Origin of the sequence: Bacillus sp. S4 (assembly GCF_040838205.1) — a bacterium.
In the GTDB taxonomy this organism is placed as follows: Bacteria; Bacillota; Bacilli; order Bacillales; family Bacillaceae_G; genus Bacillus_A; species Bacillus_A cereus_U.
Genome location: NZ_JBFPJI010000060.1, coordinates 1 through 16,183 on the forward strand (window position 1 = coordinate 1; position 16,183 = coordinate 16,183).

Sequence of the window (16,183 nt, forward strand, 5' to 3'; positions counted from 1 at the left end):
GTTGTAAGATGTAAATCTCATTAATACATATAAATTAATAATATTTTGGAATGGGTGTCTGCGATAGGATTCTCCTTTTACCAAACTTATTGTACAATAGAAACAAGGGGGAGATTAGTTTGAAGGCAAGTCTTTTACAAGAACAAAGCTTACGTTTGGCAATGACACAAGAGTTAAGGCAAGCGATTACAATGCTCCAGTATAATGTACAAGAATTATCGGAGTTTTTATATGAGCAATCGTTAGAGAATCCCCTTATTGAGTTAGGTGGTTTCGAGAGGGAGAAGAAAAAGAGCTCTAACACAAGTAAAAGTACCGGCAAACAAGTCGAGAATCAAATGGAAATCTACAGTGTGGATTCTACAACGATTCAGCAACATTTATTAAATCAACTACAGTATTATAAAATAGATGAAGAAGAGCGAAAAGCAGCTTCTTTCATTATTATGAACATGGATGGAAATGGCTATTTACAAGAAACAAATGAAGAGTTATCAGAGCTTCTTTCTGCGCCAATTGATGTAGTGGACCGTTCTGTGGAGCTTGTTCAATCGTTAGAGCCAGCAGGGGTAGGTGCGCGTAATATTCAGGAATGTCTATCAATCCAATTGAAGCGCTTACAAAGAAGAAATGGTTTAGCGGAAGAAATTATAGATGATTATTTTAATTATTTCGTTAAGAAAGATTGGCGAAAGCTCGTTCAAGTGTTGAAGTGTACTAACGAGGAATTACAGGATGCGGTGAACTGTATTACATCATTACAGCCGAAACCAGGTCTTGCATTTTCTTCTGATAAACCACTTTATATTGTGCCTGATATGGCGGTAAAAAAAGATGGCGATCGTCTCGTTTTACAAATGAACGAACGGAATATGCCGAGAATTGAGATTCACTCTGAGTATAGTGCGTTACTAAATAATAGTGAGAGTGAAGTTGCTTCATATGTATCTGAAAAGTATCAACATGTGCAATGGATTATGCGCAGTTTGAAACAGAGAAAACAAACACTCTTACAAGTGATGAATATTATTATGGAAAAACAGCATGATTTCTTCTGGAAAGGTCCAGCGTATTTAAAACCACTTGCTTTAAAAGAGGTGGCGGAAGAGTTAGGTGTGCATGAGTCTACAATTAGTCGTGCAACGCGTAATAAATATGTGCAAACGCCGCATGGTTTATTTGAGATGAAATCGTTCTTTAGTAATTCTATTTCTACGACGGAAGATGAGGCGGTTTCTACAAAGCGTGTGAAACAATTCATTCAAACGCTTGTTGGAGCAGAAAATAAGAAAAAGCCACTTTCGGATCAAAAGATTTCAAAATTATTAGAAGAAGAGCATGAGATCGTTATTTCTCGCAGAACGGTTGCGAAATATAGAGAACAAATGCATATTCCTGCTTCGTCTCTAAGAAAAACAATTGGATAGGTGAAGAAGATGAAAGTTGTACTATATACAAAAAAAGATTGTGGTCTTTGTGAAAAGGCGAAACAAGTTTTAAAGGAAGTACAATATGAATATTCTTTTCAAATTGAGGAAATAGATATATATGAAGATAATGACCTTTTAGAGAAATACCATCTAATGATTCCTGTTGTAGAAATAGGCGGAATACAGGTAGAATATGGTAACATTCACAAAGGTGTCATAATAAACTATATAAACAATGCAGTTAAGAGTTGAATAAGTTTCTGTCTCCTGTTACAATAATACACGTAGCAGGGATTATTTTTTTTACCTAAGTGGGACGCAAAATGTCACTACGGGACATAAAGTGACCACAAAGGAAAATGAACCGATGTAGTGAGGAGAAAAGATATGCGCTCATGGATTCAGAACACAAAAAAATTATTACCTGATCTGCTACCTGTTATGCAAACGAGAATGCAAGTGCTTCAGTACATTAGGCTTATGCAGCCGATTGGAAGAAGAAACTTATCTGCAAGTCTCGGTATGACAGAACGAGTATTGCGAAGTGAAGTTCAAGTTTTGAAAGAACAAAACTTAGTTCACGTCGCTTCTTCTGGAATGACTTTGACAGAAGAAGGAACAGCTTTAGTTCTTGCTTTGGAAGACTTTATGAAAGAAATTTCCGGGTTAAAGGTTTTAGAAAAACAACTTAAGGAAACATTAGACTTGGATGAAGTTTTCGTTGTCCCTGGTGATAGTGATGAATCACCTTGGGTCAAACTGGAGATGGGCCGTGCTTGTGTGACTTGTATAAAAGACCGTCTGACAGTGAATAATATCGTTGCTGTGGCTGGAGGAAGTACGCTAGCTGCTGCTGCGGACATGATGCAACTTGATTGCAAGGATTTACATATGCTATTTGTCCCAGCACGTGGTGGAATTGGAGAAGGTGTTGAGTTAGAAGCCAATACCATTTGCGCCAAAATGGCACAAAATACGATGAGTAATTATCGCTTATTGTATGTTCCAGATCACGTTAGTAGCGAAGCATATGCATCTATTGTAACAGAGCCCTCCGTGAAAGAAGTTCTTGAGTTGATTCGATCTTCCAATATCGTCATTCATGGAATCGGTGATGCGTTAACAATGGCACGTCGCAGAAATACTTCAGAAGCAGATTGGTTAAAGATTCAGGCAAGCGAAGCAGTTGGTGAAGCTTTCGGTTACTACTTTAATGAACAAGGAAATGTTGTTCATAAAGTAAGAACAGTTGGTATGCAACTTGAAGATTTACAACATGTATCTCACGTTGTCGCAGTCGCTGGAGGTTCTTCAAAAGCAAAAGCAATACAGGCTGTAATAAAGCAAGGGCACACTTCAATTCTAATTACAGATGAAGGTGCAGCAAAACAATTAACAAAGGGTAATACCCTTTAATATAATCCCCCAAGGAGGAAATTTAAATGACTAAAATTGGTATTAATGGATTTGGACGTATCGGACGTAACGTATTCCGCGCAGCTCTTAACAACTCTGAGGTAGAAGTAGTAGCAATCAACGACTTAACAGATGCTAAAACATTAGCTCACCTTTTAAAATATGATACAGTTCACGGAACTTTAAATGCAGAAGTATCTGCTAACGAAAACAGCATCATTGTTAACGGTAAAGAAATTAAAGTTATCGCTGAGCGTGACCCAGCTCAATTACCATGGAACGACTACGGAGTAGAAGTAGTAGTAGAATCTACTGGCCGTTTCACTAAAAAATCAGACGCTGAGAAACACTTAGGTGGATCAGTTAAGAAAGTTATCATCTCAGCTCCAGCTTCTGACGAAGATATCACTGTAGTTATGGGTGTTAACCACGAAGAATACGATGCAGCTAACCACAACGTAGTATCTAATGCTTCTTGTACTACAAACTGTCTAGCTCCATTCGCTAAAGTATTAAACGAAAAATTCGGCGTAAAACGCGGAATGATGACAACAATTCACTCTTACACTAACGACCAACAAATCTTAGACTTACCACACAAAGATTTACGTCGTGCTCGTGCAGCAGCTGAAAACATGATCCCAACATCTACTGGTGCTGCTAAAGCTGTAGCATTAGTATTACCAGAACTTAAAGGTAAATTAAACGGTGGCGCTGTACGTGTTCCAACTGCTAACGTTTCTCTAGTTGACTTAGTTGTTGAACTTGACAAAGAAGTAACAGTTGAAGAAGTAAATGCAGCATTCAAAGCAGCTTCTGAAGGCGAATTAAAAGGTATCCTTGGATACAGCGAAGAGCCATTAGTATCTATCGACTATAACGGTTGCACAGATTCTTCTACAATCGATGCATTATCTACAATGGTAATGGAAGGTAACATGGTTAAAGTACTTTCTTGGTACGATAACGAAACTGGTTACTCTAACCGCGTAGTAGACCTAGCTGCATACATGACTTCTAAAGGTCTTTAATTCTTAAGTATATAAGCAATCAATGACAAAACGAGGGAGAGGGTTTGTTCCCTCTCTCTCTTCTTTCGTTTTAGAAGCAAATGTGATAAGCTTTTGAATGGGTTTTGTCAATCCTAACTAGTAGTCGGAGGGAAATCCAATGAACAAAAAATCAATTCGTGACGTAGATTTAAAAGGTAAGCGTGTATTTTGCCGCGTTGATTTCAACGTACCTATGAAAGAAGGCAAAATTACAGATGAAACTCGTATCCGTGCAGCTCTTCCTACAATTCAATATTTAGTAGAGCAAGGTGCGAAAGTAATTTTAGCAAGTCATTTAGGACGTCCAAAAGGTCAAGCAGTAGAAGAATTACGTCTTACTCCAGTAGCAGCACGTTTAGGCGAGCTTCTTGGTAAAGATGTTAAAAAAGCGGACGAAGCATTCGGACCAGTTGCACAAGAAATGGTTGCAGCAATGAACGAAGGCGACGTAGTAGTTCTTGAAAACGTACGTTTCTATGCGGGCGAAGAAAAGAACGATGCAGAACTTGCGAAAGAATTTGCAGCTCTTGCTGATATTTTCGTAAACGATGCATTCGGTGCAGCTCACCGTGCTCACGCTTCTACAGCAGGAATCGCAGACTACCTACCAGCAGTATCTGGATTATTAATGGAAAAAGAGTTAGATGTATTAGGTAAAGCACTTTCTAACCCAGAACGTCCATTCACAGCTATCATTGGTGGTGCGAAAGTAAAAGATAAAATCGGTGTAATTCGTCATCTATTAGACAAAGTAGATAACTTAATCATCGGTGGCGGACTTGCTTATACATTCGTTAAAGCTTTAGGTCATGAAATTGGTCTATCTCTATGTGAAAACGACAAAATTGAACTAGCTAAAGAATTTATGCAACTTGCAAAAGAAAAAGGCGTAAACTTCTACATGCCAGTTGATGTTGTAATCACTGAGGAATTCTCTGAAACTGCAACAACTCAAATTGTTGGTATCGACTCTATTCCTTCTACTTGGGAAGGCGTGGACATCGGTCCTAAAACACGTGAAATTTATGCAGATGTAATTAAAAATTCTAAGCTTGTTGTATGGAATGGACCAATGGGTGTATTCGAAATGACTCCATTCGCAGAAGGTACAAAAGCAGTAGGACAAGCATTAGCAGATGCAGAAGGTACATACTCTGTTATCGGCGGTGGTGACTCTGCAGCAGCTGTTGAAAAATTCGGTATGGCTGATAAAATGAGCCACATTTCTACTGGCGGCGGTGCGTCATTAGAATTCATGGAAGGTAAAGAACTTCCAGGTGTAGTTTGTCTTAACGACAAATAAGTAGCAGCCAAAGAAAAAGGACGGTGCAAAGCATGCGTAAACCAATTATCGCAGGTAACTGGAAAATGAATAAAACTCTAGCTGAAGCAGTTAGCTTCGTAGAGGAAGTTAAAGGTCAAATCCCAGCAGCTTCAGCTGTTGATGCAGTAGTTTGTTCGCCAGCTCTATTCTTAGAGCGCTTAGTAGCAAAGGCTGAAGGAACTGACTTACAAGTAGGTGCACAAAACATGCACTTCGAAAAAAATGGTGCATTCACTGGCGAAATTAGCCCAGTAGCACTTAGCGACTTAAAAGTAGGCTACGTAGTACTTGGCCACTCTGAGCGTCGTGAAATGTTTGCTGAAACAGACGAGTCAGTAAACAAAAAGACTCTTGCAGCATTTGAACATGGTTTAACACCAATCGTTTGTTGTGGTGAGACTTTAGAAGAGCGCGAAAGCGGAAAAACATTTGATCTAGTAGCAGGTCAAGTGACAAAAGCACTTGCAGGTTTAACAGAAGAGCAAGTTAAAGTAACTGTTATCGCTTATGAGCCAATCTGGGCTATCGGTACAGGTAAATCTTCTTCTTCTGCAGATGCAAATGAAGTATGTGCGCACATCCGTAAAGTTGTTGCAGAAGCTGTTTCTCCAGAAGCTGCAGAAGCTGTTCGTATTCAATACGGCGGTAGCGTAAAACCAGAAAACATTAAAGAGTATATGGCACAATCTGACATCGACGGCGCTTTAGTTGGCGGTGCTAGCTTAGAGCCTGCTTCGTTCTTAGGTCTTCTGGGGGCGGTAAAATGAGAAAGCCAACAGCTTTAATCATTCTTGATGGTTTCGGACTACGTGAAGAAACTTACGGGAATGCTGTAGCACAAGCTAAGAAACCTAATTTTGATGGTTACTGGAACAAATTCCCTCACACAACGCTTACAGCTTGTGGTGAGGAAGTAGGTCTTCCAGCAGGTCAAATGGGTAACTCTGAGGTTGGTCACTTAAATATCGGTGCAGGCCGCATCGTATATCAAAGCTTAACACGCGTAAACGTTGCAATTCGTGAGGGTGAGTTCGATCAGAACGAAACTTTCCAAAATGCAATTAAAAGCGTGAAAGAAAAAGGTACTGCTCTTCATTTATTCGGTTTACTTTCTGATGGTGGTGTGCATAGTCACATGAACCATATGTTTGCTCTTCTTCGCTTAGCAGCAAAAGAAGGCGTGGAGAAAGTATATATCCATGCATTCTTAGATGGCCGCGATGTTGGACCACAAACAGCAAAAGGTTATATCGATGCAACAAATGAAGTAATTAAAGAAACAGGAGTAGGACAATTCGCGACTATCTCTGGTCGTTATTACTCCATGGACCGTGACAAGCGTTGGGATCGCGTAGAAAAATGTTACCGTGCTATGGTGAATGGTGAAGGCCCTACTTATAAATCAGCAGAAGAGTGTGTAGAAGACTCTTATGCAAATGGTATTCATGATGAATTCGTATTGCCGTCTGTAATTGTTAACGAAGATGACACGCCAGTTGCAACAATCAATAATGATGATGCAGTTATCTTCTATAACTTCCGTCCAGACCGTGCAATTCAAATTGCTCGTGTATTTACAAACGAAGACTTCCGTGAGTTCGATCGTGGTGAAAAAGTACCTCACATTCCTGAATTCGTTTGTATGACACATTTCAGTGAAACTGTAGATGGTTACGTGGCATTCAAGCCAATGAACCTTGATAACACATTAGGTGAAGTTGTTGCGCAAGCGGGATTAAAGCAACTTCGCATCGCGGAAACTGAAAAGTATCCGCACGTTACATTCTTCTTTAGCGGTGGTCGTGAGGCTGAATTCCCAGGAGAAGAGCGTATTTTAATTAACTCACCGAAGGTTGCAACGTATGACTTGAAACCTGAAATGAGCATTTATGAAGTAACGGACGCTTTAGTAAATGACATCGAAAATGATAAACATGATGTTATCATTCTTAACTTTGCAAACTGTGATATGGTTGGCCATTCTGGGATGATGGAACCAACAATTAAAGCAGTAGAAGCAACTGACGAATGTTTAGGAAAAGTTGTAGAAGCGATTCTTGCAAAAGATGGTGTAGCACTTATTACTGCTGACCATGGTAATGCCGATCAGGAGTTAACTGCTGAGGGTGGACCAATGACAGCTCATACAACTAACCCGGTTCCTTTCATCGTTACAAAAAATGATGTAGAGCTTCGTGAAGGTGGTATTTTAGGAGATATCGCCCCAACAATGCTTACACTTTTAAATGTGGAACAACCGAAAGAAATGACAGGTAAAACAATTATTAAATAATTTGCTTATATAAAAAGGAGAGAATTTATTATGTCAACAATTATTGATGTTTATGCTCGCGAAGTCCTTGACTCTCGTGGTAACCCAACTGTAGAAGTAGAAGTTTACACAGAAAGCGGCGCATTCGGACGCGCTATCGTACCAAGTGGTGCATCTACTGGTGAGCACGAAGCAGTAGAATTACGTGACGGTGACAAATCTCGTTACCTTGGTAAAGGTGTTATGAACGCAGTAAACAACGTTAACGAAGCAATCGCTCCAGAAATCGTTGGTTTCGACGTAACTGACCAAGCTGGTATCGACCGTGCTATGATCGAATTAGATGGCACTCCAAACAAAGGTAAACTAGGCGCTAACGCTATCCTTGGTGTATCTATGGCAGTAGCTCACGCAGCAGCTGACTTCGTAGGTCTTCCATTATACCGTTACCTTGGTGGATTCAATGCAAAACAATTACCAACTCCAATGATGAACATCATCAACGGTGGTTCTCACGCTGATAACAACGTTGATTTCCAAGAGTTCATGATCTTACCAGTTGGTGCTCCAACATTCAAAGAATCAATCCGTATGGGTGCTGAAGTATTCCATGCACTTAAAGCTGTATTACATGACAAAGGTCTTAACACTGCAGTAGGTGACGAAGGTGGATTCGCTCCAAACCTTGGTTCTAATCGTGAAGCATTAGAAGTAATCATCGAAGCTATCGAAAAAGCTGGTTACAAAGCTGGAGAGAACGTATTCTTAGGAATGGACGTTGCTTCTTCTGAGTTCTACAACAAAGAAACTGGTAAATATGACCTTGCAGGCGAAGGCCGTACTGGCTTAACTTCTGCAGAAATGGTTGATTTCTACGAAGAGCTTTGCAAAGACTTCCCAATCATCTCTATTGAAGATGGTCTAGACGAAAACGACTGGGATGGTCACAAATTATTAACTGAGCGTATCGGTGATAAAGTACAATTAGTTGGTGACGATTTATTCGTAACTAACACTCAAAAACTTGCTGAAGGTATCGAAAAAGGTATCTCTAACTCAATCTTAATTAAAGTTAACCAAATCGGTACTTTAACTGAGACTTTCGAAGCAATCGAAATGGCTAAACGTGCTGGTTACACAGCAGTTGTATCTCACCGTTCTGGTGAAACTGAAGATGCTACAATCGCTGACATCGCAGTTGCAACTAACGCTGGCCAAATCAAAACTGGTTCTATGAGCCGTACTGACCGTATTGCTAAGTACAACCAATTATTACGTATCGAAGACGAGCTAGGCGAAATCGCTGTTTACGCTGGTTTACAATCTTTCTACAATATCAAACGATAATTGTAGGAAATAACGACAGACCGTGAGAAATCACGGTCTGTTTTTTTATGCTAAAATTGTTCGTCCGTCATAAGTGACATGAAATATTTAAAGAAGAGATTATAATCAAAATCGATAGCAATTTGCTGCATTAAGTTTTTACATAAAATAAATAAAACAGCTAGGGAAGTGAGTCGTCCTAAACTTACAATGACTAGTTCGTCTTTATACTGCTCGATAAGAGGGATAACTTCAAAGAAATTCTCCATTTCTCCGTTTTGTAACTTTTCATTTGGGATGATTGGCCCTAACCCTTCTTTACCGTGAATATTGGTAAAAAAAGCGGGAGGACCTCCATTGAGAGGACGGTCTGAACCACCAAATATTTTCATATCTTTATTTCTTGATTTTTGTTTAAGGAAATGAGCATTTTGTACGGCTATTTCTTTTGGAACATTGCCGTAATCGGTGACAATCCCAACAATTTCAATTTCATCGATAAAGAATGCGAGGAGGAGGGCTATCGTATCGTCGATTCCAGGATCAAAAAAAATAAGAACTTTTTTAGACATATGTTCACCACCTATCTATATATATGTGTGCTAGAGAGAAGGCAGAAGAAAAATGGAGTGAAAGATTTTATTTTATTGAAATAATACCCATCAAAATTCAGAATATATAAACTTTGTATATTAGGTCAAGGTTTTTGACATAAATTATATGCAGAAACGCAGTCATATCAAGGGTGTAAGCGTATAATATAGTGGATTTTCGTTGTTGATTTGATAAATTGCAGGTTTTTACAATTTATACTATGATAAGGATATTAACAGAAGATCGTATAAACATGAGGGATGATGAACATGAAACTTACAAAGATTCTTGTCCAAATTTCTGCTCTTTATGTATTTTATATGGTTGGAAATTGGGTGCAAGAAATGTTGAATATTCCGATTCCAGGAAGTTTGATTGGGATGTTCCTCCTGCTTGTTTTTCTTAGCCTAAAAGTACTTCCAGTGAAATGGTTTGATTTAGGAGCAGAAACACTCGTTGCTATTATGCCGTTTTTATTAATTCCGCCAACGCTTGGCTTAATGAATTACGGTGCTTTTTTTATGAGTAAAGGAATTTCTCTTTTCATTACAGTTGTAGCGAGTACGTTTTTAATTATTATTGTCGCAGGGCATACAGGACAATATCTTGCGAATAGAAAGGAAAAAGAGACACAATGAGCCAAATATTAATCGGAATCGGTTGGGTTCTTTTTACGGTGCTATTATATCAATTATCTAAAAAAATCTACAAATTATTTCCAACACCATTTACCATTCCAATGCTTGTTGCAACGGGATTAATGGCTTTCTTATTTATAATGCTTGATATACCATATCAAAATTATATGGAAAGTGGTGGTGGCTGGATTGCGAAGTTACTCGGACCAGGTGTTGTAGCATTTGCAATCCCGCTCTATAAACAACGTCATGTTCTGCAAAAATATGTTGTACCAATTGCTGGTGGGGTATTAGTAGGTACAACAGTTGCTATTGCAAGTGATTTGGCTATCGCCACACTTATGGGAACAGATAAAAGCTTAATTTTATCTTCTTTACCAAAATCAGTGACAATGCCAGTTGCGATGAGTGTATCTGAACAAGTTGGTGGTGTCCCGTCCTTAACAGCGGCCTTCGTCGTTATCGCAGGGATTACTGGAACGATTTCAGGACCAATTTTATTAAAATGGAGCCGCGTTACAAACTCAGTTGGTAAAGGGATTGGCTTTGGATGTGCATCTCATATTATGGGTGTTATGAGAGCGATGAAAAATAATGAGCATGAAGGTGTTATTGGATCGGTAACAATGACATTAACAGCAATTTTGACATGTTTGCTTGGACCGTTATTCGCAATGGTGTTTATGTAATAGAAGAAAAGCGAGAGCGATTCTATAGCTCTCGCTTTTCTATAGGATTTATGCTACATTTAAAATAACTGAATCTTTGTAGGAGGTACGCCAAGTGCATACGTTATTATCTGTTTTACTTATTATTGTATCGATTTTAATGATTGTTATGGTACTTATGCAGTCTAGTAATAGCTCAGGCCTTTCAGGTGCAATTTCAGGCGGTGCAGAGCAATTATTTGGTAAGCAAAAAGCACGTGGAATTGAAGCGGTATTAAACCGTGTTACAGTTGTTTTAGCTGTGTTGTTCTTTGTACTAACAATTGCTGTTACGTACTTAAACTTATAAAATTAAAAGAAGAAGCGTTAGCGGATTATGCTAATGGTTCTTCTTTTTTTGATTTGTTATTCAAAAAAAGTTTCTAATTAGATTATAGAATTATAAATATGGTACACTAAGATATAGAAAGAATACGACTAGATTACAGAAGAGAAAGAGGAGAAGTACATGATGAAATTAGCATCTCCGAAACCATTTACATTTGAAGGTGGAGACCGCGCTGTTTTATTATTACATGGATTCACAGGGAACTCAGCTGACGTACGCATGCTAGGGCGTTTCTTAGAGAAGAAAGGCTATACTTGTCATGCGCCAATTTATAAAGGACACGGCGTACCACCACAAGAGCTTGTTCATACAGGCCCTGAAGACTGGTGGAAAGATGTAATGAATGCCTACCAGCATTTAAAAGATCAAGGTTACGAGAAAATAGCTGCGGTTGGATTATCATTAGGCGGAGTATTCTCATTAAAACTTGCTTATACATTACCGATTTTAGGTGTTGTACCAATGTGTGCACCGATGTACATTAAAAGTGAAGAAATTATGTACCAAGGTATATTGGCATATGCCCGCGAATATAAAAAGCGTGAGCAAAAATCACCAGAACGAATTGAGCAGGAAATGTTTGAATTTAAACAGACACCAATGAATACATTAAAAGCATTACAGGAGTTGATTCGTGACGTACGCAATAATGTTGATATGATTTATGCTCCAACATTCGTTGTACAAGCACGTCATGATGAGATGATTAATACAGATAGTGCTAACATTATTTATAACGGTGTAGAATCTACGTTAAAAGACATTAAATGGTATGAAGACTCTACGCATGTCATTACACTTGATAAAGAACGTGATGTGCTACATGAGGATGTATATAACTTCTTGGAGCAACTAGATTGGTAAGATCTAGTTGCCTCTTTTTTTCATAAGGGAATTTATTATCCCAATTGGTGTGGGCTAATAATCAGTGGGAAGGGACAAAACCCCACTGATTAAAGTTACACTTTATGAAAGCTGTAAAAAATCATTGGGAGATGATTAAAGTTTCACTTTATACATCCCCCATCTTTCGGATACACTAAATAATATAAGGGTTTAAAGGAGGTATTTCTGCTTGGAAGAAATCATGCAAGAACATATTGATAAGTTGTTATTATTTATGAGGGAAGAAGCGTATAAACCGTTAACGATACAAGAATTAGAAGCTGCATTTGGAATCGAAGGCTCTGAGGGCTTTAAAGATTTCGTAAAGGCACTTGTAATGATGGAAGAGAAGGGGCTTGTTATCCGCACACGTAGTAACCGCTACGGTCTTCCAGAAAAAATGAATTTAGTACGCGGTAAATTAATTGGGCACGCACGTGGTTTTGCGTTCGTCGTTCCAGAAGAGAAGAAAACAGGAGATGATGATCTTTTCATCCCGCCTACAGAATTAAATGGCGCACTTCATGGTGATACAGTATTAGCACGTGTTAGCGCGCAATCAAGTGGATCACGCCAAGAAGGCGCGATTGTTCGTATTTTAGAGCGTGGAACGAAGGAACTAGTTGGTACATATACAGAGTCAAAGAACTTTGGATTTGTTATACCTGATAATAAACGCTGGACAAGTGACATTTTCATCTTGAAAAGTGCATCTATGGGCGCTGTAGAAGGCCATAAAGTAGTTGTGAAAATTACAGGCTACCCAGAGAACCGTTTAAGCGCAGAAGGTGAAGTTATTCAAATTCTAGGTCATAAAAATGACCCAGGAGTAGATATTTTATCTGTTATTCATAAACATCATTTACCTTTAGCATTTCCTGAAGAGGTGATGGAACATGCAAACAGTGTACCAGAAACGATTTCAGAAGAAGATATAAAAGATCGCCGTGATTTACGTGATCAAATGATTGTTACAATTGATGGTGCGGATGCGAAAGACTTAGATGACGCTGTTACAGTAACGAAGCTTGAGAACGGTAACCATAAGCTTGGCGTTCATATTGCGGATGTAAGTCATTACGTTCAAGAAGGTTCTCCAATTGATGTTGAAGCAGCGGAGAGAGCAACGAGTGTATATCTTGTAGACCGTGTAATTCCGATGATTCCGCATCGTTTATCAAACGGTATTTGTTCATTAAATCCGAAAGTAGACCGTCTGACACTATCTTGTGAAATGGAAATCAACAATCTAGGTGATGTTGTAAAGCATGAGATTTTCCAAAGTGTAATTAAAACGACAGAGCGTATGACGTATGCTGACGTAAGAAGCATTTTAGAAGATGAAGACGAAGCGCTAATTGAACGTTACGAGCCGCTAGTACCAATGTTTAAAGAAATGGGGCAGTTAGCACAAATTTTACGTGAAAAACGTATGCGCCGCGGTGCGATTGACTTTGACTTTAAAGAAGCGAAAGTACTAGTAGATGAAGAAGGAAAACCGACTGATGTTGTAATGCGTGATCGTTCTGTATCAGAGAAGTTAATTGAAGAGTTTATGCTTGTTGCGAACGAAACAGTAGCAGAGCACTTCCATTGGATGAACGTACCGTTTATGTACCGTGTCCATGAAGATCCGAAAGAAGATAAGCTTGAGCGTTTCTTCGAGTTTGTAACAAACTTCGGATATGCAGTAAAAGGACGTGCGAACGAAATACATCCTCGTGCGCTGCAACAAATTCTTGAAATGGTTCAAGGTCAGCCAGAAGAAGTAGTCATTTCAACAGTTATGCTTCGTTCTATGAAGCAAGCACGTTACGATTCGGACAGCTTAGGACATTTCGGTTTATCAACTGAGTTCTACACGCATTTCACATCGCCAATTCGTCGTTACCCAGATACGATTGTTCATAGATTGATTCGTGAATACATCATTAATGGTAAAGTAGACAACGAAACGCAAGCGAAATGGCGTGAAAACTTACCTGAGATTGCAGAGCACTCTTCTAATATGGAACGCCGCGCTGTTGAAGCAGAACGTGAAACAGACGAAATGAAAAAAGCAGAGTATATGGTTGATAAGATCGGTGAAGAGTATGACGGTATGATTAGCTCTGTAACAAACTTCGGTTTATTCGTAGAGCTTCCAAATACAATTGAAGGTCTTGTACACGTTAGCTATTTAACAGATGATTACTACCGTTATGACGAAAAACATTTTGCGATGATTGGAGAACGTACAGGTAACGTATTCCGCATCGGTGACGAAATTACAATTCGTGTTATTAACGTAAATAAAGACGAGCGAGCAATCGACTTTGAAATCGTTGGCATGAAAGGCACACCTCGTCGCAAGTTCAAAGATCGTCCAGTTGTGATTGAACAGCCAAGAACAGGCAGAAAGAAACGCGGTGGACGTAGCGAGCGTAGTAATGAGCGCGGTGGCGAACGCGGCACAGGAAGAAAGTTTGATCGTGGTGGCCAAGGAAAAGGAAAAGCATCAGCATCAGCATCCACATCCGCTAGTCAGCCAGGGAAAAAAGATAGTAATGGCAATAGTAATGGCAAGAAGAAAAAAGGATTCTTTGAAAATGTACCAGGATTCAAGAAGAAAAAGAAAAAGCGCAAGTAAGAAAAGAGTGGCTTCGCCTCACATTCTGAGCGAGCCACTTTCGCTTTTTGTTGAATCCAGCTACAGTGGCTAGAATGTGAGGTGGCTTCGCTTCTTCCCAGGAGGCAAAGAACGCCTCAAGGTCAGAAGCTCCATCCACCTCACATTCTGAGCGAGCCACTTTCGCTTTTTGTTGGAATCCAGCTACAGTGGCTAGAATGTTCGGTGGCTTCGCTTCTTCCCAGGAGGCAAAGAACGTCTCAAGGTCAGAAACTCCATCCACCTCACATTCTGAGCGAGCCACTTTCGCTTTTTGTTTACATTTGTTACAATGGTAAAAATAGAGGAGGGACGTTATATGCCAAAAGGTACAGGTAAGGTTATTGCGCAAAATAAAAAGGCATTTCATGATTATTTCATCGAAGAAACATACGAAGTAGGGCTTGTCCTTCAAGGAACGGAAATTAAGTCGATTCGCGCTGGACGCGTGAACTTGAAAGATGCGTTTGCACGTATACATAACGGTGAAGTATGGGTTCATAATATGCATATTAATACATATGAACAAGGGAATCGTTTCAATCACGATCCGCTACGTACAAGGAAGTTACTTCTTCATAAAAAAGAAATTGATAAGCTAGCAGGTTATGCAAAAGAAACAGGATATGCATTAGTTCCAGTTAGAATCTATTTGAAAAATGGATTTGCGAAAATGGCACTTGGTTTAGCAAAAGGTAAGAAGCAATATGATAAGCGTCACGATTTAAAAGAGAAAGAAGCTAAACGTGAAATTGCACGCGTGTTCCGTGATCGTCAAAAGATGTAATACAGATATTTACATTTGTAAAACGGCGCGCGTATGATATAATAACTTATGTAAGATTGTTGCACATTGAAAAACAGCTCTTAGTAGCTATCACGATATTTCTTCGTATGCTCCATTTTTATCATGGGGACGTTACGGATTCGACAGGGATAGTTCGAGCTTAGGTTGCGAGTCGAGGGGATCGGCCTCGTTAAAACGTCAAAGCCTATAATTGGCAAACAAAACAATCTTTCTTTAGCTGCTTAATTGCACTAAAGGTTCCTCCCTCCATCGTCCATGTGGTAGGGTAAGGGACTCAAACTAAGTGGACTACGCCGGAGTTCGCCGTCTGAGGGCGAAGGAAGAGAACAATCAGACTAGCAACTTGGAAGCCTGTCGATAGGCCGAAGAGTTCGCGAAATGCTAATATATCGACTACACTCGTAGAAGCTTAAGTGCCGATATTTTTGGACGTGGGTTCGACTCCCACCGTCTCCACCAATACATATTTGGTGGTTTTTTATTTTGTATGATATGAACCATAACTTTGCCAGATTGGCGGGGTTATGGTTCTTTTTGTTTTGTGGTTTTATAAAATGCTTAAGTTGATGGGGATGGGGCGGTACCCTTGAAACAGAAAATGAAGAAATAGTTATTGATGATAAGCAGGTAGATACTATAGCTGCCCCTTAATGATTAAATAATATTTATTTAAATCTTCATATATTTTGTGTTTTTATCCATATCTATTGTAAGATTATATAGAGTTCTCCTAAT

At 39.2% G+C, this 16,183-nt stretch carries 14 protein-coding genes, 1 other RNA gene and 1 pseudogene; 15 read left to right on the forward strand and 1 reads right to left on the reverse strand.

Annotation, left to right across the window (positions count from 1 at the left end; genetic code table 11):
• The first annotated feature begins 119 nt into the window (after nt 1-119).
• From rpoN to eno, 8 genes are all read left to right on the forward strand, one after another.
• On the forward strand, nt 120-1,427 hold the full coding sequence (rpoN, locus tag AB3X48_RS09255; RefSeq protein WP_016106598.1) for an RNA polymerase factor sigma-54: 1,308 nt from the start codon (nt 120-122) through the stop codon (nt 1,425-1,427).
• Nucleotides 1,428-1,436: 9 nt separating this feature from the next.
• The gene (locus AB3X48_RS09260) at nt 1,437-1,682 is read left to right on the forward strand and encodes a glutaredoxin family protein (protein ID WP_016106597.1); all 246 of its coding nucleotides are present in this window, start codon (nt 1,437-1,439) and stop codon (nt 1,680-1,682) included.
• A gap of 135 nt (nt 1,683-1,817) precedes the next feature.
• Nucleotides 1,818-2,846 (forward strand): gapA transcriptional regulator CggR, encoded by a 1,029-nt coding sequence (gene cggR / locus AB3X48_RS09265; protein ID WP_002159912.1) that lies wholly within the window; start codon nt 1,818-1,820, stop codon nt 2,844-2,846.
• A 26-nt stretch (nt 2,847-2,872) separates the two neighbouring features.
• Entirely contained in the window at nt 2,873-3,877 is a 1,005-nt protein-coding gene (gene gap / locus AB3X48_RS09270) for a type I glyceraldehyde-3-phosphate dehydrogenase (protein ID WP_002112805.1), read from the forward strand.
• Nucleotides 3,878-4,016: 139 nt separating this feature from the next.
• Nucleotides 4,017-5,201, forward strand: a complete 1,185-nt coding sequence (locus AB3X48_RS09275) for a phosphoglycerate kinase (RefSeq protein ID WP_002159913.1) — start codon at nt 4,017-4,019, stop codon at nt 5,199-5,201.
• A 32-nt stretch (nt 5,202-5,233) separates the two neighbouring features.
• Nucleotides 5,234-5,989: a triose-phosphate isomerase gene (gene tpiA, locus AB3X48_RS09280; RefSeq protein WP_002159914.1), complete on the forward strand. Its 756-nt coding sequence runs from the start codon at nt 5,234-5,236 to the stop codon at nt 5,987-5,989.
• Nucleotides 5,986-7,515, forward strand: coding sequence for a 2,3-bisphosphoglycerate-independent phosphoglycerate mutase (gpmI, locus tag AB3X48_RS09285; protein WP_002089542.1), 1,530 nt, complete (start codon nt 5,986-5,988; stop codon nt 7,513-7,515). The genes tpiA and gpmI overlap by 4 nt, the downstream gene beginning before the upstream one ends.
• Before the next feature lie 30 nt (nt 7,516-7,545).
• Entirely contained in the window at nt 7,546-8,841 is a 1,296-nt protein-coding gene (gene eno, locus AB3X48_RS09290) for a phosphopyruvate hydratase (RefSeq protein ID WP_002112796.1), read from the forward strand.
• 119 nt (nt 8,842-8,960) lie between these two features.
• Here the strand turns inward: eno and AB3X48_RS09295 are convergent.
• Nucleotides 8,961-9,392 (reverse strand): annotated as a pseudogene (locus tag AB3X48_RS09295) (nucleoside hydrolase); the annotation flags it as partial.
• A gap of 282 nt (nt 9,393-9,674) precedes the next feature.
• On the opposite strand from AB3X48_RS09295, the gene AB3X48_RS09300 reads away from it, so the two are divergent.
• From AB3X48_RS09300 to ssrA, 7 genes are all read left to right on the forward strand, one after another.
• Entirely contained in the window at nt 9,675-10,052 is a 378-nt protein-coding gene (locus AB3X48_RS09300; protein WP_171902574.1) for a CidA/LrgA family holin-like protein, read from the forward strand.
• Nucleotides 10,049-10,741: an LrgB family protein gene (locus AB3X48_RS09305; RefSeq protein WP_002159917.1), complete on the forward strand. Its 693-nt coding sequence runs from the start codon at nt 10,049-10,051 to the stop codon at nt 10,739-10,741. Before AB3X48_RS09300 ends, AB3X48_RS09305 begins: the two co-directional genes overlap by 4 nt.
• Before the next feature lie 94 nt (nt 10,742-10,835).
• On the forward strand, nt 10,836-11,069 hold the full coding sequence (gene secG, locus AB3X48_RS09310) for a preprotein translocase subunit SecG (protein ID WP_002112793.1): 234 nt from the start codon (nt 10,836-10,838) through the stop codon (nt 11,067-11,069).
• 162 nt (nt 11,070-11,231) lie between these two features.
• A complete protein-coding gene (locus AB3X48_RS09315) occupies nt 11,232-11,972 on the forward strand; it encodes an alpha/beta hydrolase (protein WP_165497462.1) in 741 nt (246 codons plus the stop codon).
• Nucleotides 11,973-12,195: 223 nt separating this feature from the next.
• The gene (rnr, locus tag AB3X48_RS09320; RefSeq protein ID WP_372343019.1) at nt 12,196-14,622 is read left to right on the forward strand and encodes a ribonuclease R; all 2,427 of its coding nucleotides are present in this window, start codon (nt 12,196-12,198) and stop codon (nt 14,620-14,622) included.
• A 337-nt stretch (nt 14,623-14,959) separates the two neighbouring features.
• Nucleotides 14,960-15,427 (forward strand): SsrA-binding protein, encoded by a 468-nt coding sequence (smpB, locus tag AB3X48_RS09325; protein ID WP_002034685.1) that lies wholly within the window; start codon nt 14,960-14,962, stop codon nt 15,425-15,427.
• A 125-nt stretch (nt 15,428-15,552) separates the two neighbouring features.
• Nucleotides 15,553-15,907: a transfer-messenger RNA gene (ssrA, locus tag AB3X48_RS09330) on the forward strand.
• Nucleotides 15,908-16,183: the final 276 nt, after the last annotated feature.

Coding starts and splice junctions, on each gene's coding strand:
- AB3X48_RS09275 (WP_002159913.1), top strand. CDS start 4,017: ATGAACAAAAAATCAATTCGTGACGTAGATTTAAAAGGTAAGCGTGTA.
- smpB (WP_002034685.1), top strand. CDS start 14,960: ATGCCAAAAGGTACAGGTAAGGTTATTGCGCAAAATAAAAAGGCATTT.
- AB3X48_RS09305 (WP_002159917.1), top strand. CDS start 10,049: ATGAGCCAAATATTAATCGGAATCGGTTGGGTTCTTTTTACGGTGCTA.
- AB3X48_RS09260 (WP_016106597.1), top strand. CDS start 1,437: ATGAAAGTTGTACTATATACAAAAAAAGATTGTGGTCTTTGTGAAAAG.
- gpmI (WP_002089542.1), top strand. CDS start 5,986: ATGAGAAAGCCAACAGCTTTAATCATTCTTGATGGTTTCGGACTACGT.
- rnr (WP_372343019.1), top strand. CDS start 12,196: ATGCAAGAACATATTGATAAGTTGTTATTATTTATGAGGGAAGAAGCG.
- gap (WP_002112805.1), top strand. CDS start 2,873: ATGACTAAAATTGGTATTAATGGATTTGGACGTATCGGACGTAACGTA.
- eno (WP_002112796.1), top strand. CDS start 7,546: ATGTCAACAATTATTGATGTTTATGCTCGCGAAGTCCTTGACTCTCGT.
- AB3X48_RS09315 (WP_165497462.1), top strand. CDS start 11,232: ATGAAATTAGCATCTCCGAAACCATTTACATTTGAAGGTGGAGACCGC.
- AB3X48_RS09300 (WP_171902574.1), top strand. CDS start 9,675: ATGATGAACATGAAACTTACAAAGATTCTTGTCCAAATTTCTGCTCTT.
- tpiA (WP_002159914.1), top strand. CDS start 5,234: ATGCGTAAACCAATTATCGCAGGTAACTGGAAAATGAATAAAACTCTA.
- cggR (WP_002159912.1), top strand. CDS start 1,818: ATGCGCTCATGGATTCAGAACACAAAAAAATTATTACCTGATCTGCTA.